Source organism: Paraburkholderia kirstenboschensis, assembly GCF_904848585.1.
Taxonomy (GTDB): domain Bacteria; phylum Pseudomonadota; class Gammaproteobacteria; order Burkholderiales; family Burkholderiaceae; genus Paraburkholderia; species Paraburkholderia kirstenboschensis.
On sequence record NZ_CAJHCR010000001.1, the window covers coordinates 138,421 to 161,478 of the forward strand.

At 61.0% G+C, this 23,058-nt stretch carries 20 protein-coding genes; 17 read left to right on the forward strand and 3 right to left on the reverse strand.

The window, feature by feature from the left end; all coding sequences use genetic code 11:
• The first annotated feature begins 29 nt into the window (after positions 1 to 29).
• The 3 genes from JMY24_RS00645 (at position 30) to JMY24_RS00655 (ending at position 2,789) form a co-directional block, all read left to right on the forward strand.
• Entirely contained in the window at positions 30 to 863 is an 834-nt protein-coding gene (locus tag JMY24_RS00645) for a carbohydrate ABC transporter permease (RefSeq protein ID WP_027802807.1), read from the forward strand.
• The gene (locus JMY24_RS00650; protein WP_201701285.1) at positions 860 to 1,561 is read left to right on the forward strand and encodes an HAD family hydrolase; all 702 of its coding nucleotides are present in this window, start codon (positions 860 to 862) and stop codon (positions 1,559 to 1,561) included. Before JMY24_RS00645 ends, JMY24_RS00650 begins: the two co-directional genes overlap by 4 nt.
• Before the next feature lie 118 nt (positions 1,562 to 1,679).
• On the forward strand, positions 1,680 to 2,789 hold the full coding sequence (locus tag JMY24_RS00655) for an ABC transporter ATP-binding protein (protein ID WP_128587500.1): 1,110 nt from the start codon (positions 1,680 to 1,682) through the stop codon (positions 2,787 to 2,789).
• A gap of 115 nt (positions 2,790 to 2,904) precedes the next feature.
• Here JMY24_RS00655 and JMY24_RS00660 read toward each other — a convergent pair whose 3' ends face one another.
• From JMY24_RS00660 to dalD, 3 genes are all read right to left on the reverse strand, one after another.
• A complete protein-coding gene (locus tag JMY24_RS00660) occupies positions 2,905 to 3,852 on the reverse strand; it encodes a sugar-binding transcriptional regulator (protein WP_128587498.1) in 948 nt (315 codons plus the stop codon).
• An 89-nt stretch (positions 3,853 to 3,941) separates the two neighbouring features.
• Positions 3,942 to 5,423 (reverse strand): xylulokinase, encoded by a 1,482-nt coding sequence (xylB, locus tag JMY24_RS00665; protein WP_201701286.1) that lies wholly within the window; start codon positions 5,421 to 5,423, stop codon positions 3,942 to 3,944.
• Positions 5,424 to 5,536: 113 nt separating this feature from the next.
• Positions 5,537 to 6,949, reverse strand: a complete 1,413-nt coding sequence (gene dalD / locus JMY24_RS00670) for a D-arabinitol 4-dehydrogenase (protein WP_128595765.1) — start codon at positions 6,947 to 6,949, stop codon at positions 5,537 to 5,539.
• Positions 6,950 to 7,321: 372 nt separating this feature from the next.
• On the opposite strand from dalD, the gene JMY24_RS00675 reads away from it, so the two are divergent.
• From JMY24_RS00675 to JMY24_RS00740, 14 genes are all read left to right on the forward strand, one after another.
• Positions 7,322 to 8,302 (forward strand): AraC family transcriptional regulator, encoded by a 981-nt coding sequence (locus JMY24_RS00675; RefSeq protein ID WP_128595764.1) that lies wholly within the window; start codon positions 7,322 to 7,324, stop codon positions 8,300 to 8,302.
• A 124-nt stretch (positions 8,303 to 8,426) separates the two neighbouring features.
• Positions 8,427 to 9,380, forward strand: a complete 954-nt coding sequence (locus JMY24_RS00680; RefSeq protein WP_128588071.1) for a substrate-binding domain-containing protein — start codon at positions 8,427 to 8,429, stop codon at positions 9,378 to 9,380.
• Between the two features lie 66 nt (positions 9,381 to 9,446).
• On the forward strand, positions 9,447 to 10,967 hold the full coding sequence (locus tag JMY24_RS00685; RefSeq protein WP_128595763.1) for a sugar ABC transporter ATP-binding protein: 1,521 nt from the start codon (positions 9,447 to 9,449) through the stop codon (positions 10,965 to 10,967).
• A complete protein-coding gene (locus JMY24_RS00690; RefSeq protein ID WP_128595762.1) occupies positions 10,954 to 11,961 on the forward strand; it encodes an ABC transporter permease in 1,008 nt (335 codons plus the stop codon). Before JMY24_RS00685 ends, JMY24_RS00690 begins: the two co-directional genes overlap by 14 nt.
• Before the next feature lie 43 nt (positions 11,962 to 12,004).
• Positions 12,005 to 13,102 carry an alcohol dehydrogenase catalytic domain-containing protein gene (locus JMY24_RS00695; RefSeq protein ID WP_128595761.1) on the forward strand — a complete coding sequence of 366 codons (1,098 nt, stop codon included), beginning with the start codon at positions 12,005 to 12,007 and terminating at the stop codon, positions 13,100 to 13,102.
• A 46-nt stretch (positions 13,103 to 13,148) separates the two neighbouring features.
• Complete coding sequence (locus tag JMY24_RS00700) at positions 13,149 to 14,693, forward strand: FGGY-family carbohydrate kinase (protein WP_128595760.1); 1,545 nt, start codon at positions 13,149 to 13,151, stop codon at positions 14,691 to 14,693.
• Positions 14,690 to 15,427 carry an SDR family oxidoreductase gene (locus tag JMY24_RS00705; protein WP_201701287.1) on the forward strand — a complete coding sequence of 246 codons (738 nt, stop codon included), beginning with the start codon at positions 14,690 to 14,692 and terminating at the stop codon, positions 15,425 to 15,427. The genes JMY24_RS00700 and JMY24_RS00705 overlap by 4 nt, the downstream gene beginning before the upstream one ends.
• Before the next feature lie 578 nt (positions 15,428 to 16,005).
• Positions 16,006 to 17,832 carry a tetratricopeptide repeat protein gene (locus JMY24_RS00710; RefSeq protein WP_128595758.1) on the forward strand — a complete coding sequence of 609 codons (1,827 nt, stop codon included), beginning with the start codon at positions 16,006 to 16,008 and terminating at the stop codon, positions 17,830 to 17,832.
• A gap of 390 nt (positions 17,833 to 18,222) precedes the next feature.
• Positions 18,223 to 18,402, forward strand: a complete 180-nt coding sequence (locus JMY24_RS00715) for a hypothetical protein (RefSeq protein WP_128595757.1) — start codon at positions 18,223 to 18,225, stop codon at positions 18,400 to 18,402.
• A 43-nt stretch (positions 18,403 to 18,445) separates the two neighbouring features.
• A complete protein-coding gene (locus JMY24_RS00720) occupies positions 18,446 to 20,917 on the forward strand; it encodes a type VI secretion system Vgr family protein (protein ID WP_201701288.1) in 2,472 nt (823 codons plus the stop codon).
• Between the two features lie 2 nt (positions 20,918 to 20,919).
• Positions 20,920 to 21,813 (forward strand): DUF4123 domain-containing protein, encoded by an 894-nt coding sequence (locus JMY24_RS00725; protein ID WP_201701289.1) that lies wholly within the window; start codon positions 20,920 to 20,922, stop codon positions 21,811 to 21,813.
• On the forward strand, positions 21,810 to 22,295 hold the full coding sequence (locus tag JMY24_RS00730) for a hypothetical protein (protein WP_201701290.1): 486 nt from the start codon (positions 21,810 to 21,812) through the stop codon (positions 22,293 to 22,295). The genes JMY24_RS00725 and JMY24_RS00730 overlap by 4 nt, the downstream gene beginning before the upstream one ends.
• Positions 22,285 to 22,761: a DUF2235 domain-containing protein gene (locus tag JMY24_RS00735; protein ID WP_201701291.1), complete on the forward strand. Its 477-nt coding sequence runs from the start codon at positions 22,285 to 22,287 to the stop codon at positions 22,759 to 22,761. The genes JMY24_RS00730 and JMY24_RS00735 overlap by 11 nt, the downstream gene beginning before the upstream one ends.
• Before the next feature lie 12 nt (positions 22,762 to 22,773).
• Complete coding sequence (locus JMY24_RS00740; RefSeq protein ID WP_201701292.1) at positions 22,774 to 22,944, forward strand: hypothetical protein; 171 nt, start codon at positions 22,774 to 22,776, stop codon at positions 22,942 to 22,944.
• Positions 22,945 to 23,058 lie beyond the last annotated feature (114 nt).

Consider the following 23,058-nt stretch of genomic DNA (forward strand, 5'->3'; position numbering starts at 1 on the left):
CCTCTACTCCGGCGTCGACCACGGCGCCTATGACCGTGCCGGCAAAGTCGCCGTTCGCCGCGATCCGCCGCGGCATTCCCGGCGTGATCGCCTGGCTTGTCGCGCTGCTGTTGTTCTTCCCGATCTTCTGGATGACGATCACCGCATTCAAGACGGAACAGCAGGCGTACTCGTCGTCGCTATTTTTCACACCGACGTTCGACAGTTTTCGCGAGGTATTCGCGCGCAGCAATTACTTCTCGTTCGCGTGGAATTCGATCCTGATCTCGGTCGGCGTGACGGTGCTGTGCCTGATTCTCGCCGTGCCGGCCGCATATGCGATGGCGTTTTTCCCGACGCGCCGCACGCAAAAAGTGCTGTTGTGGATGCTGTCGACAAAGATGATGCCGTCGGTCGGCGTGCTCGTGCCGATCTATCTGCTGTGGAAAAACAGCGGCTTGCTCGATACGGTGTCCGGTCTCGTGATCGTCTACACGCTGATCAATCTGCCGATTGCGGTGTGGATGTCGTTCACGTACTTCGCCGAAATTCCGCGGGATATTCTCGAAGCGGGGCGTATAGACGGCGCGGCGACCTGGCAGGAAATCGTCTACCTGCTGATGCCGATGGCGCTGCCGGGGCTCGCTTCCACCGCACTGCTGCTCGTGATTCTTTCGTGGAACGAAGCATTCTGGAGCATCAACCTGTCGAGTTCCAACGCGGCGCCGCTAACCGTTTTCATTGCGTCTTACTCGAGCCCTGAGGGCCTGTTCTGGGCCAAGCTGTCCGCCGCTTCGCTGCTGGCGGTGGCGCCGATTCTGATCGTCGGCTGGCTCTCACAGAAGCAACTCGTGCGCGGCCTCACGTTCGGGGCGGTCAAATGACGGCAGGCACCAGTGCAGGAAATTTCGCGCTGATCTGCGATTGCGACGGTGTATTGATCGACAGCGAAGCGGTGGCTGCCAGCATGCTCGTACATGAACTCGAAGCGCGCTGGCCGGGCGCCGATATCGAGCCGGTCGTGCTGCCGCTCCTCGGGCTGCGCATCGAAAAAGTGCTGGAGGGCACGGCGATGCAACTCGGCAAAAGCCTCGGCCTCGACGACATCGATGCGATTCGCCGGTCAGTGGAAGCGGCGGCGATGCAGGCGCCGGCAGTGCAGGGCATCGAGCAGGCGCTGGCGCAGGTGCCGCTCGTCAAGGGCTGCGCGAGCAACAGTTTTCGGCCTTACGTGGAGACGGTGCTTGCGCGTACCGGCCTCGTGAGGTTTTTCGGCGACCGTCTTTTTTGCGCCGATAGCGTGACCAATCCGAAGCCCGCGCCCGATGTCTATCTGGCGGCGGCGAAGGGTTTGCGGCTCGCGCCTTCGGCCTGCCTCGTGGTGGAGGACAGCGTGACCGGCGTCACGGCGGCAAGCGCGGCGGGAATGACGGTGCTGGGCTTCATCGGCGGCGGTCATGCGAGCGACGCGCAGATCGACAAGCTGCATGCGGCCGGGGCGCGCCATGTGTTCGACGACATGCGTCAGTTGCCGGAGCTGGTCGCGCAATGGACGTTGAGCGCGACCGCCGCGGCGCCGTAAGCGCGGGCGACACAACGCACGACGAACGTGCGACCAACACAGCAGCAACGCGCACGCAAACGCATAAGCAACGCGTGGCAATAGACAAGCAACACACAGCATTACACGGAGACACATCATGGCAAGCGTAACTCTGCGCAATATCCGGAAGGCCTACGACGACACCGAAGTGATGCGCGACATCAACCTCGACATCGCGGACGGCGAATTCGTCGTGTTCGTGGGCCCGAGCGGTTGCGGTAAATCGACGCTGATGCGGATGATCGCCGGCCTCGAAGATATCAGCGGCGGCGACCTCACCATCGACGGCACGCGCATGAACGACGTGCCGCCCGCGAAGCGCGGCATTGCGATGGTGTTCCAGTCGTATGCGCTGTATCCGCACATGACGCTGTACGACAACATGGCGTTCGGCCTGAAGCTCGCCGGCACGAAGAAGCCGGAAATCGACGCGGCCGTGCGCAACGCAGCGAAGATTTTGCATATCGATCATCTATTGGACCGTAAGCCGAAGCAGCTATCGGGCGGTCAGCGCCAGCGCGTCGCAATCGGCCGCGCGATCACCCGCAAGCCGAAAGTGTTTCTGTTCGACGAACCGCTGTCGAATCTCGACGCCGCGTTGCGCGTGAAAATGCGGCTGGAATTTGCGCGCCTGCACGACGAACTGAAGACCACGATGATCTACGTGACGCACGATCAGGTCGAAGCTATGACGCTCGCCGACAAGATCGTCGTGCTGTCTGCGGGCAATCTCGAACAGGTCGGCAGTCCGACCATGTTGTATCACGCGCCAGCCAATCGTTTTGTTGCGGGCTTCATCGGCTCGCCGAAAATGAACTTCATGGAAGGCGTCGTGCAATCGGTCACGCACGACGGCGTGACGGTGCGCTACGAAACCGGCGAGACACAGCGCGTCGCAGTGGAACCGGGCTCGGTCAAGCAGGGCGACAAAGTGACCGTGGGCATCCGCCCCGAGCACTTGCATGTCGGTATGACGGACGACGGCGTATCGGCCCGCACGATGGCCGTCGAATCGCTTGGCGACGCGGCGTATCTGTATGCGGAGTCGAGCGTCGCGCCTGACGGTTTGATCGCACGCATTCCGCCGCTTGAACGTCACGCGAAGGGCGAGACGCAGAAGCTCGGTGCGACGCCCGAGCATTGTCATCTGTTCGATAGCGAAGGCAAGGCGTTCCAGCGCAAGATCGTCGAAGTATTGGCGGCTTGACGATGGCAGGAAGGTGCGAGCGCCGCCTTCCTGCTTTTTGTTTTAATGGCGCGGTGGCGTGCGGCGCGTGAGTCCGCGCTAAGTGCACGCCACACTCAAACACGCCGGGAGCCCTTCAGGCCTCGAGAGCCGCCCGCGCGCACAGTTCGTCGGTAACGAGCCCCGACAGCCAGCCGCCCTTGAGCACCGCGATCAGTGCTTCGCGCTTACGCTTGCCGCCCGCAAAACCAATGGTCGGACGCTGCGGCGGCGAATCGATTTCGATGCTGGTCACGCGCCGGCCGGTCGGCGATTCGACACGGGCACCGGCTGCGTCGATGGGGAGTCCCAGCATTTCGGCCACCGCGCCGTTCTGCATCAGTTCTTTCACTTCCGCCGACGTAATGAAGCCGTCCTCGTGCAGCGGGCATTTCGGCCCGATATTGCCGATGCCGACGAACGCGACGTCCGCCTGCGCCGATAGCGATTCGACGATCCGATACAGCCGGTGATTGCACCACTGCGCGCGTTCGGCCTCGGTATCGGCAATCAACGGCGCGGGCAGCAGAAAATGCTTGCCTCCGGTCTTCTCCGAAATGTGCAACGCGACGTCATAGCGGTTCGAGGAGCCGTCCTGAGCGATGGCCCCGACCATCGATACCAGCCGGTGCTGCGGACGGTCTAGCTGCGCGATCTGATCGACCGCGGCTTTTAGCGTCCGGCCGCTGCTCACCGCGACCACCATCGGCTTTTCTTCGGTGAGGTAACGTTCCATCACCTGCGCGCCCGCGACCGCGAGTTTGCGATCGACTTCATCCGGCGTGTCGCTGTCGATCGGCACCACCTCGCACATGGCGAGACCGTAGCGTTTCGACAGCTGATCGGCGAGCGACAAACAGTCCGCCAACTGGTGATCGACACGTACACGGATCAGATTTTTTTCCACCGCGAACGCGACGAGCCGTTGCGCGACCGGGCGCGACACCTGCAGCTTCTCGGCGATCTCGTTCTGGGTATTGCCCGCGACGTAGTAGAGCCACGCGGCGCGGGTAGCAAGGTCTAGTTTTTCTGTGGACTTGGGCACGGTGACGATTCGCTCGAAGGGCGCCGATGATGGCAGCCGGCGCTTGCCTTCAGACGCCGCCGGCTGCGGATTGCGCTGTTGCTATGCGTTCAGGCGAGCCGCTCGCGCGCGGGGTCGAACAGCGGCCGCACATGACGGTACAGCGCACGATACGCGTCGAGCCGCGTCCGCAATTCAGCGTGGCGGCGCGGGTTCGGCGTGAACTCCTTTTCGATCGGCGGTTTGCTGAGTACGGTTGCCGGATCGCCGCCCGCCGCGAGCCAGCCGAGACGCGCCGCGCCGAGCGCCGCACCGGTCTCGCCGCCGCCGTGCTTGCGCGTCGCGGTGTCGAGCGCGTCGGCGAGCAACTGTGCCCAGTAATCGCTGCGTGCGCCGCCGCCGAGCAGCGACAGCGCCTTCGCTTCGGTGCCGGCTGCGCGCAGCGCGTCGAGGCCGTCGGTCAGTGCGAGCGTCACGCCTTCGAGCACCGCATAGCCGAGCAGCGCACGATCCGTTGCGTGATTCATGCCGAAGAACACGCCCTGCGCATACGGGTCGTTGTGCGGCGTGCGCTCGCCGGATAAGTACGGCAAGAAGAGCGGCGCGGTGTTGAGAGCGTCTGCGGGCAGTGCTTCTATTTCAGCAAGCAGCGTGGGTTCGTCGGTCGAGGTGAGCTTGCAGACCCAACGCAAACAGCTTGCCGCCGACAAGACCACGCTCATCTGATGCCAGCGGTCTGGAATCGCGTGGCAGAACGCGTGCACAGCGGAAGCAGGATTCGGCCGGAAGCTGTCTCCGACCACGCACAATACGCCGGACGTGCCGAGCGACACGAAACCGTCGCCCGGCTGCGTCGCGCCGATGCCGATTGCGCTGGTTGCGTTGTCGCCGCCGCCGGCCGCGACGATCACGCCGTCGGCCAGACCATATTCGCGCGCGAGTTCCGGCAGCAACGTGCCGGAGGGCGCGCTGCCTTCGGCAAGGCTCGGCATCTGCGCGCGCGTCATGTTGCAGGCCGCAAGCAGCGAATCGGACCAGTCGCGTTTTGCGACGTCGAGCCAGAGCGTGCCGGCCGCATCCGACGGATCGGAGACCTTGCCGCCCGTCAGTTGCAGACGCAAGTAGTCTTTCGGCAGGAGCACACACGCGGTCCGCGCAAAGATGTCGGGTTCGTGACGCGCGACCCACAGGAGTTTCGGCGCGGTGAAGCCCGGCATGGCGAGATTGCCTGCCACGCTATGCAAGTCTGGCGCGCGCTCCGTGAGTTCGGCGCATTCCTTGTCGCTGCGCATGTCGTTCCAGAGAATCGCGGGCCGCAGCACGCGGTCTTCGGCATCCAGCAGCACGGCGCCGTGCATCTGCCCCGAGAGGCCGATGCCGCGAATCTGCGCGAACTCGTCCGGATGTTTCGCGCGCAATGCGGCGAGCGCACTCTGCGTGCCGGCCCACCAGTCTTCGGGATTCTGTTCCGCCCAGCGCTGATGCGGACGCGAAACCGTGAACGGAGAGCCCGCGGTGCCGATCACGCGTCCGTTGGAGGCGAGCAGCAGGACTTTCACTTCGGACGTGCCGAGGTCGATGCCGAGATACATGGGCGGAAAACCTTCGTCGTTAGAGATGCGCTACTTTAGCCGCACACGGCGCGCGGTGCCATGCGCATTAAGCCTGGCACCGCGCGTGAATCGAAAGTGGATGTAGGTGCTTCTTACGCATGCGCACGTTTGGCGAGCCACACGTCGACGCGCGCCAATGCCCCGGCCAAAGCGGATTCCAGCTCTGGCGTCTGCGCCATGCTGCCCCACAGCAGGCGGTCTGCTGCGAATGCCTGCAATGGATCGGGCGCGGCGAAGAAGCCGCGCGCGACGCGCTCGTCCATCACGCCGTCCTGATACGTGTAGGGCAGCGTGCCTGCCTGCCAGCGCTCCAGAAAGCGGAAGAACAGAGCCGGCAGCATCGCGGTGGCTGCAGGCGTGACGCCGCGCTCGAAACATTCGGCGAGCGTCGGCGCGATGAAGCCAGGCAGTTTCGAAAAGCCGTCGGCGGCGACGCGCTGGTTCGTGTCCTGGATATAAGGATTGCCGAAGCGTTCGAGCACGACATCGCGATAACGTTCGAGATCGAGCGGACTCGGCGACAGGCATGGGATCACGTCTTCGGTCACGTAGTCGAACGCGAACTTGCGAATGTCCGCGTCTTGTGTGCCTTCGTGGATGTAGTTCAGGCCCACCAGCGTCCCCGCCCACGCAATGCAGCTATGCGTCGCGTTGAGTATGCGGATCTTCGCTTCTTCGTAGGGCAGCACCGAGTCGACCAGTTCGGCACCGACTTTCTCCCATGCGGGACGGCCCGCTATGAAGCGCTCTTCGATCACCCATTGAATGAACGCTTCGCCCATTACCGGGCAGGCGTCGTCCACGCCCGTCGCGGCCTTCACGCGTTCGCTCACGTCAGGTGTCGGACGCGGCGTGATGCGGTCGACCATCGAGCTTGGGCACGCGGTATTGTCGTCGAACCATTGCGCCAGGTCGCCCGCGCCGCGTAGTTCGAGAAACGCGCTCATGCCCGCATGAAAACGCTCGCCGTTGCGCCGCAGGTTGTCGCAGGTTTGCAGCGTGACCGGACCCGCGCCGTTTTTCATGCGCGCGTCGAGAATCGCCGCGAGCGCGCCGTAGATGGTGGTATGTCCGCCTTTGAGGTCGGCCGAGAGATCGGGGTTGACCGTGTCGAGCTGGTCATGTTCGTCGAGGTAGTAGCCGCCTTCGGTCACCGTGAACGAGATGATCTTGCAGGCCGGATCGGCTCCGGCTTCGATCAGCGTGTCGAGGCTTTCGGTCCACGGCACGACGCGCTCGATCGAGCGAATCGTCTCGTACGCGCGTTCGCCTTGAGGCGTGACGGTTTCGAGCGTATAGACGCCGTCTTGCGCGGCCAGCGCTTCGAGCACCGCGTTCATGTCGCTGCGGATATTGCCGACGGTGAGCGACCAGTGCGGTTCGCCCGGCAGCTTCGCTTCGTTCAATCTGTGGAGATACCACGCCTGATGCGCGCGATGAAACGATCCCGCGCCGATATGCAGGATCACGTGTGCGGCCGCGCCGCTATCTTGCCCGCTGCTCATTGTGCGTCTCCATGTATCTGGCTCGCGCGGCTTGTTGCGCGCGTCTTTTCTTCGGTTAGAGCATTTGCTCTGTATGTGAGCGAATGATCGTACCCGGCGAAATGAAAGTCAAGGCGACTGCACAGGGTTTTCGTGGCGCAGCGCGGCGGCGCGTGGTTGCGTGACCCGTTGAATGACCGGGCAACACGCTTCGTCGCAAGTTTTTGCATTGCATCATTCTTGACGTTGAACCCGCCAGGACTTACCCGAATGCAAAAAAGTATCGGTCCGCAGTCTCATTTTTAGTGGTGGCTTACGCGTTTGGAGGCTACTTTTCGCTGTACAAGATGAAGACGAGCGGCATCGTTGTGAGCCGCATCATGGAGGCAGACAGTGCAACCCGATCTGGAGATCGTGGCCGTACGCCGCGACGAGTCGTTCAAAGTGTGGTCGCACGGCTATCCGTATCGCACGGTACGCTGGCACTTTCACCCGGAGTACGAGATTCATCTGATCGTGGCGACCACGGGCAAGATGTTCGTCGGCGATCACATCAGCAGCTTCGCGCCGGGCAACCTCGTGTTGATGGGCCCGAACTTGCCGCACAACTGGGTTAGCGACGTGCCCGAAGGCGAGAGCATTGCGCAGCGCAATCTCGTCGTGCAGTTCGGCCAGGAGTTCGTGTCGAGCTGCCTCGAAAGCTTCCCCGAGTGGCGTCAGGTCGAGGCGCTGCTTGCCGACTCGCGCCGCGGCGTGTCGTTCGGCGCCCGCACGAGCGCCGCGATCCAGCCGCTCTTCCTCGAATTGCTGGCGGCGCGCGGACTGCGCCGTCTCGTGCTCTTCATGTCGATGCTCGAGATCCTGATGAACGCCGAAGATCGCGAGACGCTCGCGAGTCCCGCGTATCAGGCCGACTCAACCGGCTTTGCATCGACGCGCATCAATCATGTGCTCTCGTATATCGGCAAGAATCTCGCGAACGAGTTGCGCGAATCGGATCTCGCACAACTGGCCGGTCAGAGCGTGAGTGCTTTTTCGCGTTATTTCCGCCGGCATACGGGCTTGCCGTTCGTGCAGTACGTGAACCGCATGCGCATCAATCTCGCATGTCAGTTACTCACCGATAGCGAACTCAGCGTCACCGACATCTGCTTCAAGGCGGGCTTTAACAACCTGTCGAATTTCAACCGGCAGTTTCTCGCGGTGAAAGGCATGGCGCCTTCGAGGTTCCGCCGCTATCAGCAACTGAACGACGCGAGCCGCGATGCATCGGAAGAAGCCGCGGCGCGTGGCGCGGGCATCGACGATGCGCCCGCCATCGTCCTCGCGCCGGGTCTGCCGCGTCCTGCCGCCTCTGCTTATCCGCCAACGTAACGCCTACGTTGTTCATACCGCCGAGCTTGCCAGCTAGGCGTTCTGCTTCACCCGTGTTTCAACACGTATCGCGCTGTCTGACGGCAGCGTGACGGACGTGCTCACTTCAAGAACGGAGACAACCATGACGCAAATCACCATCAAACACGCATCGTTGAATACTTTCGCGCGGCGCGGCGCGTTGTTCGCGAGCCTCGCATTCAGCCTCTCCGTCATCTCGGCGCCTGCCGCGCAGGCCGCGCCGCTAAAGATCGGCATGACGTTTCAGGAGCTGAATAATCCGTACTTCGTGACCATGCAGAAGGCGCTCAACGACGCGGCCGCGTCGACCGGCGCAACAGTGATCATTACCGACGCGCATCACGACGTGAGCAAACAGGTGAGCGACGTCGAAGACATGCTGCAGAAGAAAATCGACATCCTGCTCGTGAATCCGACCGATTCGACCGGCATTCAATCGGCGGTGACGTCGGCGAAGAAAGCGGGCGTCGTGGTCGTCGCGGTGGATGCGAACGCGAATGGTCCGGTCGACTCGTTCGTCGGCTCGAAGAACTTCGACGCCGGACAGATGGCCTGCGAGTATCTGTCGAAGTCGATCGGCGGCAGCGGCGAAGTGGCGATTCTCGACGGCATTCCGGTCGTGCCGATTCTCGAGCGCGTGCGCGGCTGCAAGGCCGCGCTTGCGAAGTCGCCGGGCGTAAAGCTCGTGGATACGCAGAACGGCAAGCAGGAACGCGCGACGGCGCTCTCGGTGACCGAGAACATGATCCAGGCGCATCCCAATCTGAAGGGCGTGTTCAGCGTGAACGACGGTGGATCGATGGGCGCGCTTTCGGCGATCGAGTCATCGGGTAAGGACATCAAGCTGACGAGCGTCGACGGCGCGCCCGAAGCGATTGCCGCGATTCAGAAGCCGAATTCGAAATTCGTCGAGACGTCCGCCCAATTTCCTGCTGACCAGGTGCGCATAGCACTCGGCATCGCGTACGCGAAGAAGTGGGGCGCCAATGTGCCAAAAGCGATTCCCGTCGACGTGAAGATGATCGACAAGAGCAACGCCAAGGGTTTTAGCTGGTAAGCCGAATGCCCGCTGCCGCGCTTCTATTCCTGATGCGCGCGGCGGCGGGCAGTGATGGAGCACCCGATGGACACGATACTCAAGCTCGACAACATCACCAAGAGCTTTCCCGGCGTGAAGGCGTTGCAAGGCATTCACCTCGAGATAGCACGCGGCGAGATTCATGCGCTGCTGGGAGAAAACGGCGCGGGCAAATCGACGCTGATGAAAATCTTGTGCGGCATCTATCAGCCGGACGAAGGCACGATCACGATCGAAGGCGAGCCGCGCCACTTCGCGAACTATCACGATGCGGTGGCCGCGGGCGTCGGCATCGTATTTCAGGAATTCAGTCTGATTCCGTATTTGAACGCCGTGGAGAACATGTTCCTGGGCCGCGAAATGAAGAACGGCCTGGGTCTGCTCAACCGCGGCAGGATGCGGCGCGCGGCTGCGGAGATTTTCGGGCGGCTTGGCGTTTCGATTGACCTGTCGGTGCCTATTCGCGAGCTCTCGGTCGCGCAGCAGCAGTTCGTCGAAATCGGCAAGGCGTTGTCGCTCGAAGCGCGCATTCTGATTCTCGATGAACCGACTGCGACGCTCACGCCTGCCGAAGCGGAGCACTTGTTTGCGATCATGCGCGACCTGAAAAAGCAGGGCGTCGCGATGATTTTCATCTCGCATCACCTCGAAGAAATTTTCGAAGTATGCGACCGCATCACGGTGTTGCGCGACGGCCAGTATGTGGGCATGACGGAAGTTGCGCAGTCCGACGTAGGCCGCCTCGTCGAGATGATGGTGGGGCGCCGCATTGAAAGCAGTTTTCCGCCGAAGCCGCCGTTGCGGCCCGACGCGAAAATCGTGCTGGACGTGCAGAAGCTGCAACTGCTCAAAGACAGCCCGATGCTGCATTTCACGCTGCGCGAAGGCGAGATTCTCGGCTTCGCCGGACTGGTCGGTTCGGGCCGCACCGAAACCGCGCTCGCCGTGATCGGCGCGGATCCGGCCTACGTGAAGGAGGTTCGCATCAACGGCGAGGCTGCGAAGCTGTCCGATCCGGCCGATGCGTTGCGTGCGGGCGTGGGCATTCTTCCTGAAAGCCGCAAGACGGAAGGGCTGATTACGGACTTCTCGATCAAGCAGAACATCTCGATCAACAACCTCGGCAAGTATCGCTCGCTGCGGTTCTTCATCGATCAGCGCAGCGAAGCGCGCGCGACCGCCGACATCATGAAGCGCGTGGGTGTGAAGGCGCCGACGATGCACACCGAAGTCGCCACGCTGTCGGGCGGCAACCAGCAGAAAGTGGTGATTGCGCGTTGGCTGAACCATCACACCAACATCCTGATCTTCGACGAACCGACGCGCGGCATCGACGTCGGCGCGAAGTCGGAGATCTATTTGCTGATGCGTGAACTCACTGCGCGCGGCTATTCGATCATCATGATTTCGTCTGAACTACCGGAGATCGTCGGCATGTGCGACCGCGTCGCCGTGTTCCGCCAAGGCCGCATCGAAGCGCTGCTCGAAGGCGACCAGATCGACTCTAACGCCGTGATGACCTATGCAACCGCCGGCACTCGTGGAGCCCAGCATGAACACGCCTAATCCTTCTTCATCGCCGAAAACATCGACCGTCAGTAGTGACACTCCCGGCGCGCCGGTCCGCTTTTCATGGGCCGCGTTGAAGCGCTCCACGCTGTTCTATCCGTTCATCGGCCTGCTCGTTGTCTGCATCGTGATGGTGTTCGCGAGCGACAGCTTCCTCTCCGGCGCGAACATCGAAAACGTGCTGCGTCAGGTGTCGATCAACGCGATCATCGCGGTCGGTATGACGTGCGTGATTCTGACTGGCGGCATTGATCTGTCGGTGGGCTCCGTGATGGCTCTGGCAGGCACGCTCGCCGCCGGTTTGATGGTGGCCGGCATGAATGCGCTTGCTGCGTTGGCGGTGGGCGTCGCCGTCGGCCTCGGCTTCGGCGCGGCCAATGGGTTTTTCGTCGCGTTCGCCGGCATGCCGCCGATCATCGTGACGCTCGCAACCATGGGCATCGCACGCGGTCTTGCGCTGATCTACACAGGCGGCTATCCGATCGACGGTTTGCCCGACTGGGTCAGTTTTTTCGGCAGCGGCAAGATTCTCGGCATTCAGGCACCCGTGGTGATCATGGCGGCGATCTACGTCATCGCGTGGGTGTTGCTGGAGCGCATGCCGTTTGGCCGCTACGTGTATGCGATCGGCGGCAATGAACAGGCGACGCGTCTATCCGGCGTGCGCGTAGCGCGCGTGAAGCTGATCGTCTACACGATCGCGGGTTTGACGTCCTCGTTCGCCGCCATCGTATTGACTGCACGTTTGATGAGCGGCCAGCCGAATGCGGGCGTGGGTTTCGAACTCGACGCCATTGCCGCCGTGGTAATGGGAGGTACTTCGATTTCCGGCGGACGCGGCTCGATCATCGGCACGCTGATCGGCGCGCTGCTGCTCGGCGTGTTGAACAACGGGCTGAACATGGTCGGCGTGAATCCGTATGTGCAGAACGTGATCAAGGGCGGAATCATTCTGCTCGCGATTTACATCAGCCGTGACCGTAGAAAGTAAGGCTCAATTCCCCATCTGATCTCCACTTCAGGCAGGATTTGCAATGACGAATCAATCCACTTCATCCGACCAGCAGAACATGACCGCGATTGTTTGCCACGCACCGAAGGACTATCGCGTGGAACAGGTAGCGAAACCGCGAGCAGGAGCGCACGAACTGGTGATCCGTATCGCGGCGTGCGGCATCTGCGCGAGCGACTGCAAATGCCATTCGGGCGCAAAGATGTTCTGGGGCGGCCCAAGCCCGTGGGTCAAGGCGCCAGTGATTCCGGGTCACGAATTTTTCGGCTTCGTGCAGGAACTCGGTGAAGGCGCGGCCGAGCATTTCGGCGTCAAGGTCGGCGACCGTGTGATCGCGGAGCAGATCGTGCCCTGCGCCAAGTGCCGCTATTGCAAGTCGGGCCAATACTGGATGTGCGAAGTACACAACATTTTCGGCTTCCAGCGCGAAGTCGCGGACGGCGGCATGGCCGAGTACATGCGTATTCCGCCGACTGCGATCGTCCACAAGATTCCCGACGGCATTTCACTCGAAGACGCTGCGATCATCGAACCGCTCGCGTGCGCGATTCACACGGTCAATCGCGGCGATTTGCAACTGGACGACGTCGTCGTGATTGCGGGCGCGGGGCCGCTCGGATTGATGATGACGCAAGTCGCGCATCTGAAGACGCCGAAGAAGCTCGTCGTGATCGATCTCGTGGAAGAGCGCCTCGCGCTTGCGCGCGAGTACGGCGCGGACGTGACGATCAATCCGAAAAAGGACGACGCGCTCGCGATCATCCATTCGCTTACCGATGGCTATGGCTGCGACGTATATATTGAAACGACCGGTGCACCGATCGGCGTGAATCAGGGCATGGATCTGATTCGCAAGCTCGGGCGCTTCGTCGAGTTCTCGGTGTTCGGCGCGGATACCACGCTCGATTGGTCGGTGATCGGCGATCGCAAGGAACTCGACGTGCGCGGCGCGCATCTCGGGCCGTATTGCTATCCGATTGCGATCGATCTGCTCGCGCGCGGGCTCGTCACGTCGAAAGGGATTGTCACACACGGCTTTTCGCTGGAAGAATGGGACGAGGCGATCAAGATCGCCAATTCGCTCGATTCGATCAAGGTACTCATGAAGCCGCGCGCCTGAGCTTGCGCCTGGGTGGAAACCGGAGCGGCATATAAACGGAGACTGTATGGATTACGTCATCGGCGTGGATATCGGCACGCAGAGCACGAAGGCGCTGCTCGTGGATCAACATGGCGCCATCGTCGCGCACCATGCGTCGAGCTATCAGCCGGATACGCCCAGGCCGCTCTGGGCGGAACAGTGGCCCGCCGTGTGGTTCAAGGCGGTCACGGAATGCATTGCCGCGTGCGTTGGCAAGGCGAAAGAGGCGGGCGTCGCGGCGAGTTCCATCAAGGCCGTGTGCGTGAGCAGTCTGTATGGCGGCTCGGGTATTCCTGTAGATAGCGATATGCGCCCGCTCTATCCCTGCCTGATATGGATGGACCGGCGTGCGACCGATCAGGTCGAGTGGGTGCGCAACAACATCGACCTCGATCGGCTTTACACGATCACCGGCAACGGTGTGGACAGCTATTACGGCTACACGAAGATGTTGTGGCTGCGCGATCACGAGCCGGACGTATGGGCGCAAACGCGTTATTTCCTCCCGCCGAATGCGTATGTGATCTACATGCTGACCGGCGAGATTGCGGTCGATCACAGTTCCGCGGGCAATATCGGCGGCATCTACGACATTGCGAAGCGCGACTGGTCGGACGAGGCGCTCGACATGCTGGGCATTCCCGCAACCATGATGCCGGAGCGCCTCGTCGAATCGTCGGAAGTAGTGGGCGGCCTGCTGTCGCAGTGGACCGAAGAGTTGGGACTCGCGGCGGGCACGGCGATTGTCGCGGGCGGTGTGGACGCAGCCGTCGCAACGTTCGCGGCCGGCGTGAGCCGCGCGGGGCAGCATGTGGCGATGATCGGCACGAGCATGTGCTGGGGATACATCAATCAGACGGTGGACGCCCGCCATGGATTGATCAGCATGCCTCACGTTTTTAACGGCCAGCGCGACATTTATGTATTCGGCGGTGCGATTACCGCCGGGGCGTCCGTGGCCTGGTATCGCGATCAGTTCTGCCATGCGGAAATCGAAGCCGCGCGCGCGACGCCTCATGGCGATCCGCATCGGCTGCTAGAAGACAACGCAGCGAAGGTGCCGGCTGGGTCGGATGGCGTGATGTTTCTGCCGTATCTGATGGGCGAACGCAGTCCGGTCTGGGACGCGAAGGCGAGCGGCGCATTCGTTGGCCTGAGTCTGTTTCATACGCGTGCGCATCTTTATCGCGCGGTGTTGGAGGGCGTGTCGTTTGCGTTGAAGCACAACATAGAGGCGGGCCGCAAAGGCGCGCAGTCGCTCGAGGACAAGCTGGTCGTGGTCGGCGGCGCGGCGCATTCTGACTTGTGGATGCAGATCATCGCAGACATCACCGGCTATCCGGTCTACACCATCGAGCAGGAAGTGGAGGCGGCAATGGGCGCCGCATTGCTCGCGGCGCTGGGCGTCGGACTCATTTCGCAGGAAGCGGCGCAGGGAGGATGGGTCACGCTGATCGAGCGGGCGCAGCCGGACGCCGCGCGAATGGCGCTGTACGAGCAGCGTTTCGGCATATACACGGATCTTTATCCGGCATTGAAGCCGGTCATGCATCGCTTGCAAACATCATGAATGCTACTTTTGATTTCTCTGGCCGCTCGATACTGGTGACGGGCGCTTCGAGCGGGATCGGCCGGGCGACGGTCGAGATGTTGTGTGCTTGCGGCGGGAATGTCGTGGCGGCGGCGCGCAACGTGACCGAACTCGCGCGTCTCGCTGAGGAGACCGGCTGTGAGCCGTTGATGCTCGACGTGAGTGACGAAGCTGCAATCGACGATGCGTTTGCGTCGCTCGGTCCTTTCGACGGCCTCGTGAATTGCGCGGGAATCGCGTTGCTTGAGCGAGCAGTGGATACCACGGCCGCGAGTTTCGATCGCGTGATGGCAGTGAACACGCGCGGCGCGGTGCTGGTTGCGAAGCACGTCGCGCGAGGAATGATCGAGGCGAAGCGGGCTGGCAGCATCGTCAACGTGTCGAGTCAGGCGGCGCTTGTGGCGCTCGACGACCACCTGAGTTATTCGGCTTCAAAAGCGGCGCTCGACGCAGTGACGCGGGCTTTGTGTATCGAATTGGGGCCGTTCGGGATTCGGGCTAACAGCGTTAATCCTACTGTGACGTTGACACCTATGGCCGTGCAGGCTTGGAGCGACCCTGTTAAGCGGGAGCCTGCTCTTAGGGCTATTCCTCTCGGGCGATTCGCCGAGCCCGTCGAAGTGGCTTCGGTTGTGGCGTTTTTGTTGAGTGATGCGGCTTCTATGGTGAGTGGGGTTGCGTTGGCTGTTGATGGGGGGTTTACCGCGAGGTGATTTTTTGGGCTTGTGGTTTTGACACGGCGAACCCATCGGCTTCGCCTCTGCGTTCGGTCGAAAGATCGAGGGTGATAAGAAAGTTGCCATGGCAGCCCTCAGGTCGACCCGCGCGACGGCCGATACGCATGCGAATAAGACTGGTCTGAAAAGTAGAGGCGATATGCTCGACGCATATTGCCGTACCTCCAAAATGCGATGCTCTGGAGCCTTGATACGGATGGCTGCTCGGACGTTTCGCTCGTCGCCAGTTGAAAATCACACATATAAATTCGCAATATCTGATGCAGTCGGACAATTGCCTGTCAGAGGGAAATGGCTTGTCTGATGCATCACGTGTTTGAAATGTTTACTCTCCCACTGCGGACGGTTACGTATGCATTCCAGCTGCCTCTCTGGAAAGCGTAGCTGCGAAAATTGGGAAAGCCTGGTGGTTCCAAACACTGACCTCGACGGCGATAACATCGCCGCTATCTATACGCCCTATCAACCTTGAAGTCCTGCAGTGCTGACGCTCGCTTAGCGCTCCTGCAGCGGCCAGGAGCGCCGCGTCTTGCACTGGCAGAGCGATTTTCGAAATGTTCAACTTTCCCGACAGTACCTCGGCATCGGTATACAGGAATGATCTGCTCGCGCGCGCAGATGCCGACTTTTCCGCGATGCGGATCCAAAAGGCGGCGAGTGGCTACCGTCAGCTGCTCAGACTGAATCCGCGCGACGTGCACGCGCTGCACCGCATGGGTTTAGTGTGCGTGCACACGAATGAAATTGTCGAGGCGGACAACTATTTAACGCGTGCTGTGGACCTCGATCCCGCGCGAGCCGATCTGTGTGAACATGCAGGCCTGATTGCCGCGATGAAGGGTGAATACACACGCGCGGAGGCTCTTTATCATCGCGCGTTGCAGCTTGCTGGAAGTACTGTGACGCTGCATCGCAATCTCGGCGATTGCCTGCGACTGCTTGGGCGCCTGATAGAGGCTAGAGCGCACTATCGGGCGGCTTTGTCGATCGAGCCGCACCTCCATCATTCGGTGCGAGCTATCGCGCGCATAAGCACCGAGCTTGGGGACACGGATGATGCCGCCGACTATTGGTCGCTGGCATGGTCGCTCGACTCGTCATTGCTGCAGGACGGGCTGGATCTGATCGTGGCATTGGGGAAAGCCAAACGGACGGCATTCGTGAACCAGGTAGTTGCGCAGATCGAAGAGCGTGAAGCGACCAATGCGCAGGCGTTGCAGGAACTGTGTCTTGCGCTATACAAGATCGACCATTTTGCCGACATGCTAAATGTCGCCCGGCGTGGGCTCGCGCTCGATTCGCAACGCGTCACGCTCCATCACTATGCGGCACATGCACTGAGCGTGCGAGGTAACGTTACAGATGCATTGGTCCACAGTAGGCAAGCGGTAGGGCTTGCGCCTGATGATCCGGTATTGCAGTGTCAGCTTGCATGTCTCGAGTTGAGTGAAGGTGACTTCAGGAACGGCTGGATGCGTCGCAATGTGATTTATTCAACGCCGCTAGCGCACGCAACCCTCGTTTTTCCGGACTTTCCGTTGTGGGGTGGCGAAGCGGTTGCGGGGTCCCTATTCCTGCTCGTGGGCGAGCAGGGGCGCGGCGACGAAATCCAGTTCCTCCGCTTTGCCGAATGGCTCCATCAGCAAGGAGCAATCGTCGACGTGATGGTTAGCGAGCCAATCGCCGGAATCGCAGCCAGCATGAGTTCCGTGCGCTCGGTTTATACGTACACCCCGCCCGGTCCGTACGACTACTGGAGCCATATGCTGAGGATGCCGGAGCATATGAAGCTTGACTTGCCTATGCTCCCCATCGCCATCCCATACATTTCGGCACCGCCCCGCCATAGTGATCATTGGCGCGAAATAGTCGATGCAATGTCGCCGCCAGCCGCTCCTGATGACAACGTGCGAATTGCCATCGTGTGGGCGGGCGGTCCGCACACTGCTCTGAATCGATTTCGGTCTATTGGTATCGAGACTTTGAAACCACTGTTGGCGCTTCCTCGGACCACATGGTTCTCGCTGCAAAAAGGCGAGCATGAGCGAGATAGCGAAGCCTTCGCGAACGAGTTTCAGGTGCACACGCTCGGCCCAATTATTGAAGACTTCACCGATACGCTTGCGATCCTTGAGACCCTCGACCTGGTCATTACCGTCGATACGGCCGTCGCTCATCTTGCCGGGGCGGCCAACGTGCCTGTGTGGGTGCTCTTGCCCGCGTATGCAGAGTTTCGCTGGCTGACGGGGCGAAGCGACAGCCCTTGGTATCCATCAATGCGGCTGTTCCGGCAGCAGGAGCTTGGACAATGGGCACCGGTAATCGCTGAAGTCCTGAAAGGTCTGGGGGCCGCGCTGAACCGCTACTGCGAAGCAGCGTAATCGAGTGGTTCGGGAACTCTTTTGGCCGGGCGTCGCGGCGAGCGAGCGCCACATATCAATCTGAATTTTCCGAATGCCTTTTCCTCCCAAACCAAGAGGAATGCAGGGCCGGTCCGATAGCCGGGCGAAGCTGACGTACCCATACTCTGGAATCTGCAATCCAGTAACGGACGGCTATAGCGATGAGAGACGCACACCGCAGGAACCCGGCAGATCAGGCGCAGGGGACAGCCTGCATGGCCGAACATTTATGTCGCGTTGTGCATCCGTGCTCCGGCGATTACTGCACTGAATGAGGTCCGCTCGATGCATGGATGCGCCGCTGGGCCCGCGCGTGCGCACCGGTGACGGAACCTGGGGCGTGCATCTTTTGATCCGACCGTGACACACGTGGCGCTTTCTCCAGAGAGCGTTGAGCGTCTGTCGGCCGAACCTCGGCGCTACGAACTGCTGCTGTACGTAACCGGCGACAACCCCGGCTTCGTGCAGCAGGAGACCTCCATGCGCTCGACACAGCGCGGCCCCGTCGCACAGTGGCCGCCGCGCATGGGCACGCGTAGCGCGGCCTGAATGGCCGGCCATTGCATCAATCGATTCTGGACGAAGGAGACGCATGCTGAAGTTTTCGACCCAACGCACTATCACGGCCAGCGGTGCGGCCTTGCCCAGGTCGCCGTCGGGCGGGCCCGCACTGGTGCTCCGATCGATCCGCGGCGAGGAAGCCCTGTCGGAAATCTATACGTACCTGCTGGACATGGTGACGCCGGACGACCTCGACATGCTGGCCGACGACGCGGCGAACCTCGACCTGCGCGACATGATCGGCAACGAACTGACGGTGAGCATCCAGCTTGAGGGAATCAGCCGGTCGTCGGGCCCCGTGTGGGCACGGAATATCGGCAGCGGCACGCGTGAGATCAGCGGCATCGTCACGAGCGCGCGCTTTGTCGGGCAGCAGGACCGGCTCAGCCACTACCAGTTCACCCTGCAACCGTGGATCTTTCTGGCGGACCAGCGCTCGGACTACCGGATTTTCCAGCGCAAGAACGTGAGAGACATCATCCGCGAGGTGTTGCAGGCCTACCGGTACACCTGTGCCTGGCGCACCAGCCGGATCTACCCGCCACTCGACTACCAGGTCCAGTATGGCGAAACGGACTTCGCCTTCATCCAGAGGCTGATGCAGGAAAACGGCATCTACTGGTTCTTCGAACATACGCAAACCCACCACACGATGGTGTTCGTGGACCATGTTGGCGCACACAGACCGGCGGACAGCGAGGCGTATCACACGCTCGCGTACTACCCGCCGGGACACAAGATCGATGCCGAGTATATCGACGCGTTCGATATCGCCCAGACACTGCAGTCAGGCGTGTGGACAACCAGCGACTATGACTTCAAGCAGCCGGAGGCGAATCTCGCGGTTCGCAGGGTCCAGCCGCAGGAGACCGTGGACAACGATCTGGCGCGCTACGAGTGGCCGGGCGACTACACGGACCCGGCCGAGGGGGCGAAGCTCGCGCAGATCCGCATCGAGGAAATCTTTGCGCGCGGCGAGCGGGCAGAGGGCCGGGGCAGCGTGCGCAATGTCGTGTGCGGGACGAGCTTCCATCTGGAGAACCATCCGTACCGCAAGGCGAATCGGGAATACATGGTGATCCGCGCGAAGCTCGACGCCGAGGAGACGGCGCAATCCTCCGGTTCGGGCGTCTACCGGTTCCGCACGGCGTTCACCGTGCAGCCGGCGACCAATGTGTTCCGCCCGGCGCGCACGGTCCCGAAGCCGCGTACAACCGGCCCGCAAACGGCTGTGGTGACGGGCTTCGACAGGAACGTCGTGTCCACCGAGCCGTATGGTCGCGTGACGCTTAAATTCCGCTGGGACAGGTCATCGGACAGGGACGCGAACTCTTCGTGCTGGGTGCGGGTGATGTCGCCATGGGCGGGTAACGGGCACGGGAGCATCGGCGTGCCGCGTGTGGGCACGGAAGTGATCGTGGACTTCATCAACGGTGACCCGGACCGGCCGTTCGTCATCGGGCAGGCCTATAACGCGAACAACATGCCGCCGTGGCCGTTGCAGGGTAACCACGTTCTCTCGGGCATGCGTAGCCGCAGCCTGAACGGGGGCGCGTCGAACCAGTTTGTCGCGGATGACACGCCGGGCGAGTTGCAGGCGCAGGTGACGAGTGACCAGGCGAACTCCCGGCTGGTGGTGGGCTACAACACGCGCATTGTGCCCGGCGAGGGACGCAAGCAGGCGCGCGGTGAAGGTGTCGAGATCGCCACCGACGCGCACGGCGTGATCCGGGCAAACAAAGGCCTGCTCATCACCACGGAAACGCGCAACGGTGCCGAGGCCCCCGCGAAGGATATGGGCGAGACGGTGCAGCGGCTCACGCAGGCGCGCGAGCAGCATGAAAGCCTGGCTGGACTGGCGCAGCAGAACGGGGCGCAGGACCCGGACAAAGATCAGAGCGATGTCACGAAGGTCATCAAGGCGCAGAACGACGAAATCAGAGGGGCGGGCGGCAACAACGAAGGCCACTTCCCCGAACTGGCCAGGCCGCATCTGGTTCTTGCCAGCCCTGCCGGTATCGAAACCACCTCGGCGCGATCCACACATGTTGCGAGCGGAGAACATATTGCGTTGACCAGTGGCGAGCATGTGAGCGTGTCAGCTGGCGGACGGCTGCTGGCAAGCATCAGGAACGGGATCAGGCTGTTCTGCGTCAAGGCGGGCATGAACCTGATTGCCGCCGGCGGGGACATCGATCTGAAGGCGCTGAAAGACAGCGTCAACATTCTGGCGAAGCTGAACATCACTCACACCGCCAACCGGATCACGATCACCGCGAAGGACGAAGTGGTGATCAACGGCGGCGGTAGTTATACCCGGTGGCAGGCGGGCGGTATTGAGACTGGAACCAACGGTAGCTGGGTGGTGCATTCAGCAAGCAGGAGTTTGTCCGGTCCAAAAAATCTGCCCGTTGCAATCCCGATGCTACCTAACGATGTATGCATTGAATGCCTGCTCAAGCGTGCGGCAAGTCGCTCTGCACTGGTCAACAAGGGAATTTGACAATGAGCATCAACAATCTTGAGACGCAGGTGCTCGCGCTCCCGGTCGAACCGCCGCTGCACTTTTACTTGATAGTGGACTCGGCGCAGGACTCGCGGCACCCTTTGGCAATACAGCAGGCCGAGCCCGGAACACGCAGTCAATGCCTGCTCACCCTTGCGCAAGGGCCGGATCTGGAAGCCGCTGCACCGCATCTGATGACGTTTCCGCAGTTTGAACGGGACGCGGCAAGCTGGCAGTGGGTATCGAGTTATGGGCCGACGTTGCCCGCTGCGGTGAGCATCATTGCCAGCTCGTTGCAATTCGAGGCGCTTTACGCGCATCTGCATTCGTCCACTGAGGTGCTATTGCCGGACGGCGAAGAAATGATATTGGCATTCTGGGACCCAGCTGTACTTGCTACGCTTGTTGGACAACTGGACGACACCACGTTGCATGTGCTCGGGCCGGTGCTAACCGTGCAGCAGCGCGAAAAATTCCTGACCGGTATCACCGCATGGTGGTACTGGGACCGCAACGGCAAATTGCATCAGATTGCGCCCGCCCTAAACCCTAGCGCCGCAAACACGGTAATGCTTCCTCTAAGGCTCTCACAAACGCAGGTGGATATGCTGGTGGAAGCCAGTTTGCCGGATCATATCGTAGGCTACATCAACGCTAACAAGCCGGAACTGCTGGCGAAAATTGCTGAGCCGGAGCGATATCCGCGCGTCGAAAAGCATCTGCATGAAGCACGGAAACTACGCCTCTTGGGCATGAGGGACATTCTCGACTACGTCTGTGCTGCGCTGATCTACGGTGACGGAATGTACGAGAGCAGCGTCATCGAAGCTTTGCTGGAAAAGGTCAGGATGCGACAGACCAGCTTAGCGGAAGCACTGGAACAATTCCCATGACGACGCGTCGCCAGACCTTGAATCGCCTGCTGGCGCTGAGCCTGTTGTATCCGTTAGTCGCATGCGGCGATGGAAATCGAAATGAGGGGTTATTGATGAAAGCAGACGTTGTATTGGACGTAGTGTTGTTCAACTACCTCGACAGACCGATCTTCGATGTACTTCTTAATGGCGGCGACATTGGCGTGGCAGGCGCATACGGTGGTGGAAGAGGCGTCATGACCGGCGTGACGGTCCCCGTGGGACATCAAACGTTGACGTGGCGTCTAGACGGACCACCAGGAATGGCTGGAAATGGTGACACCGTTACTGCGAAGAATCCCCTCAGCCTTATGGCTGACCAGATTCCGCCTGATGTCCGCTATCTCGGAGTCCATATCTACCCGGACGGTACGGCTCAGCTAATGACGTCCCCGCATTTTCCGGAGCCGTCGCCAAGGGGTGAGCTAATTTACAAGGAAAAACATCTCTATGGCCGGTGAGAAGGCGACCCTACAGGCTGCACAAGCTTCCAACCGTGACGTATCTACTGCACAGCCCGGCGCGAGGCAGGATTGTTCCGATGTCGTCAACATCAGCATATTTTTCGATGGTACGGGAAATAACAAGGATGTCGATGAACCGCTAAAGAGATGGGCCAATCCTGCAAGGATGTGGCGTTCCGCTCTGATGTCTGCGGACTTGAGCAATGCCGTCTATCCCATTTACATATCAGGTGTTGGCACACCTTTTAATGGCACGGCGACTGGCTGGATCGATTCGGCACTGGTAAAGGTCCAGGACGGGATGCCCGGAGGCGCTGGTGGCGCGGGAGGAACCCGTCGCACTGAGTTCGGAAAGAACAACGTCAATGAAACGCTGCGTCAGGTATTACTCGACAGCGCAAAAAAATTGGACGCAACTACGAAGGCCTATGCGGAGAAAAGTAAAAGCGAAAGTCAGACGTAGCGATACGCCTGCGTGGAAAAACATCTGCTGGAGGCACGCAAGCTTCTCCTGCTGGGTATGAGGGACATCATTAACTACATCTGCGCTGCGCTGATTTTCGGTAATCAGGTGTATGAGCACCGCGTGATCGTAGGCTGGTGGAAGGTGTTCGAGAGAGTCAGATCAGCCTGGCAGAAGCGCTAAAGCAATTTCCGTGAACGTAATACCTTGCACCAAAAAATCTCCACTCACGAATTCAACCCTGAACCTGGAATGCAGAACTCATGCTTTTTAATCCAACCCGTCGAACGTTGATCC

Coding starts and splice junctions, on each gene's coding strand:
- JMY24_RS00650 (WP_201701285.1), top strand. CDS start 860: ATGACGGCAGGCACCAGTGCAGGAAATTTCGCGCTGATCTGCGATTGC.
- JMY24_RS00685 (WP_128595763.1), top strand. CDS start 9,447: ATGGACACGATACTCAAGCTCGACAACATCACCAAGAGCTTTCCCGGC.
- JMY24_RS00730 (WP_201701290.1), top strand. CDS start 21,810: ATGACGACGCGTCGCCAGACCTTGAATCGCCTGCTGGCGCTGAGCCTG.
- JMY24_RS00725 (WP_201701289.1), top strand. CDS start 20,920: ATGAGCATCAACAATCTTGAGACGCAGGTGCTCGCGCTCCCGGTCGAA.
- JMY24_RS00695 (WP_128595761.1), top strand. CDS start 12,005: ATGACGAATCAATCCACTTCATCCGACCAGCAGAACATGACCGCGATT.
- JMY24_RS00680 (WP_128588071.1), top strand. CDS start 8,427: ATGACGCAAATCACCATCAAACACGCATCGTTGAATACTTTCGCGCGG.
- JMY24_RS00645 (WP_027802807.1), top strand. CDS start 30: ATGACCGTGCCGGCAAAGTCGCCGTTCGCCGCGATCCGCCGCGGCATT.
- JMY24_RS00690 (WP_128595762.1), top strand. CDS start 10,954: ATGAACACGCCTAATCCTTCTTCATCGCCGAAAACATCGACCGTCAGT.
- JMY24_RS00655 (WP_128587500.1), top strand. CDS start 1,680: ATGGCAAGCGTAACTCTGCGCAATATCCGGAAGGCCTACGACGACACC.
- dalD (WP_128595765.1), bottom strand. CDS start 6,949: ATGAGCAGCGGGCAAGATAGCGGCGCGGCCGCACACGTGATCCTGCAT.
- JMY24_RS00700 (WP_128595760.1), top strand. CDS start 13,149: ATGGATTACGTCATCGGCGTGGATATCGGCACGCAGAGCACGAAGGCG.
- JMY24_RS00720 (WP_201701288.1), top strand. CDS start 18,446: ATGCTGAAGTTTTCGACCCAACGCACTATCACGGCCAGCGGTGCGGCC.
- JMY24_RS00705 (WP_201701287.1), top strand. CDS start 14,690: ATGAATGCTACTTTTGATTTCTCTGGCCGCTCGATACTGGTGACGGGC.
- JMY24_RS00710 (WP_128595758.1), top strand. CDS start 16,006: ATGTTCAACTTTCCCGACAGTACCTCGGCATCGGTATACAGGAATGAT.
- JMY24_RS00735 (WP_201701291.1), top strand. CDS start 22,285: ATGGCCGGTGAGAAGGCGACCCTACAGGCTGCACAAGCTTCCAACCGT.
- xylB (WP_201701286.1), bottom strand. CDS start 5,423: ATGTATCTCGGCATCGACCTCGGCACGTCCGAAGTGAAAGTCCTGCTG.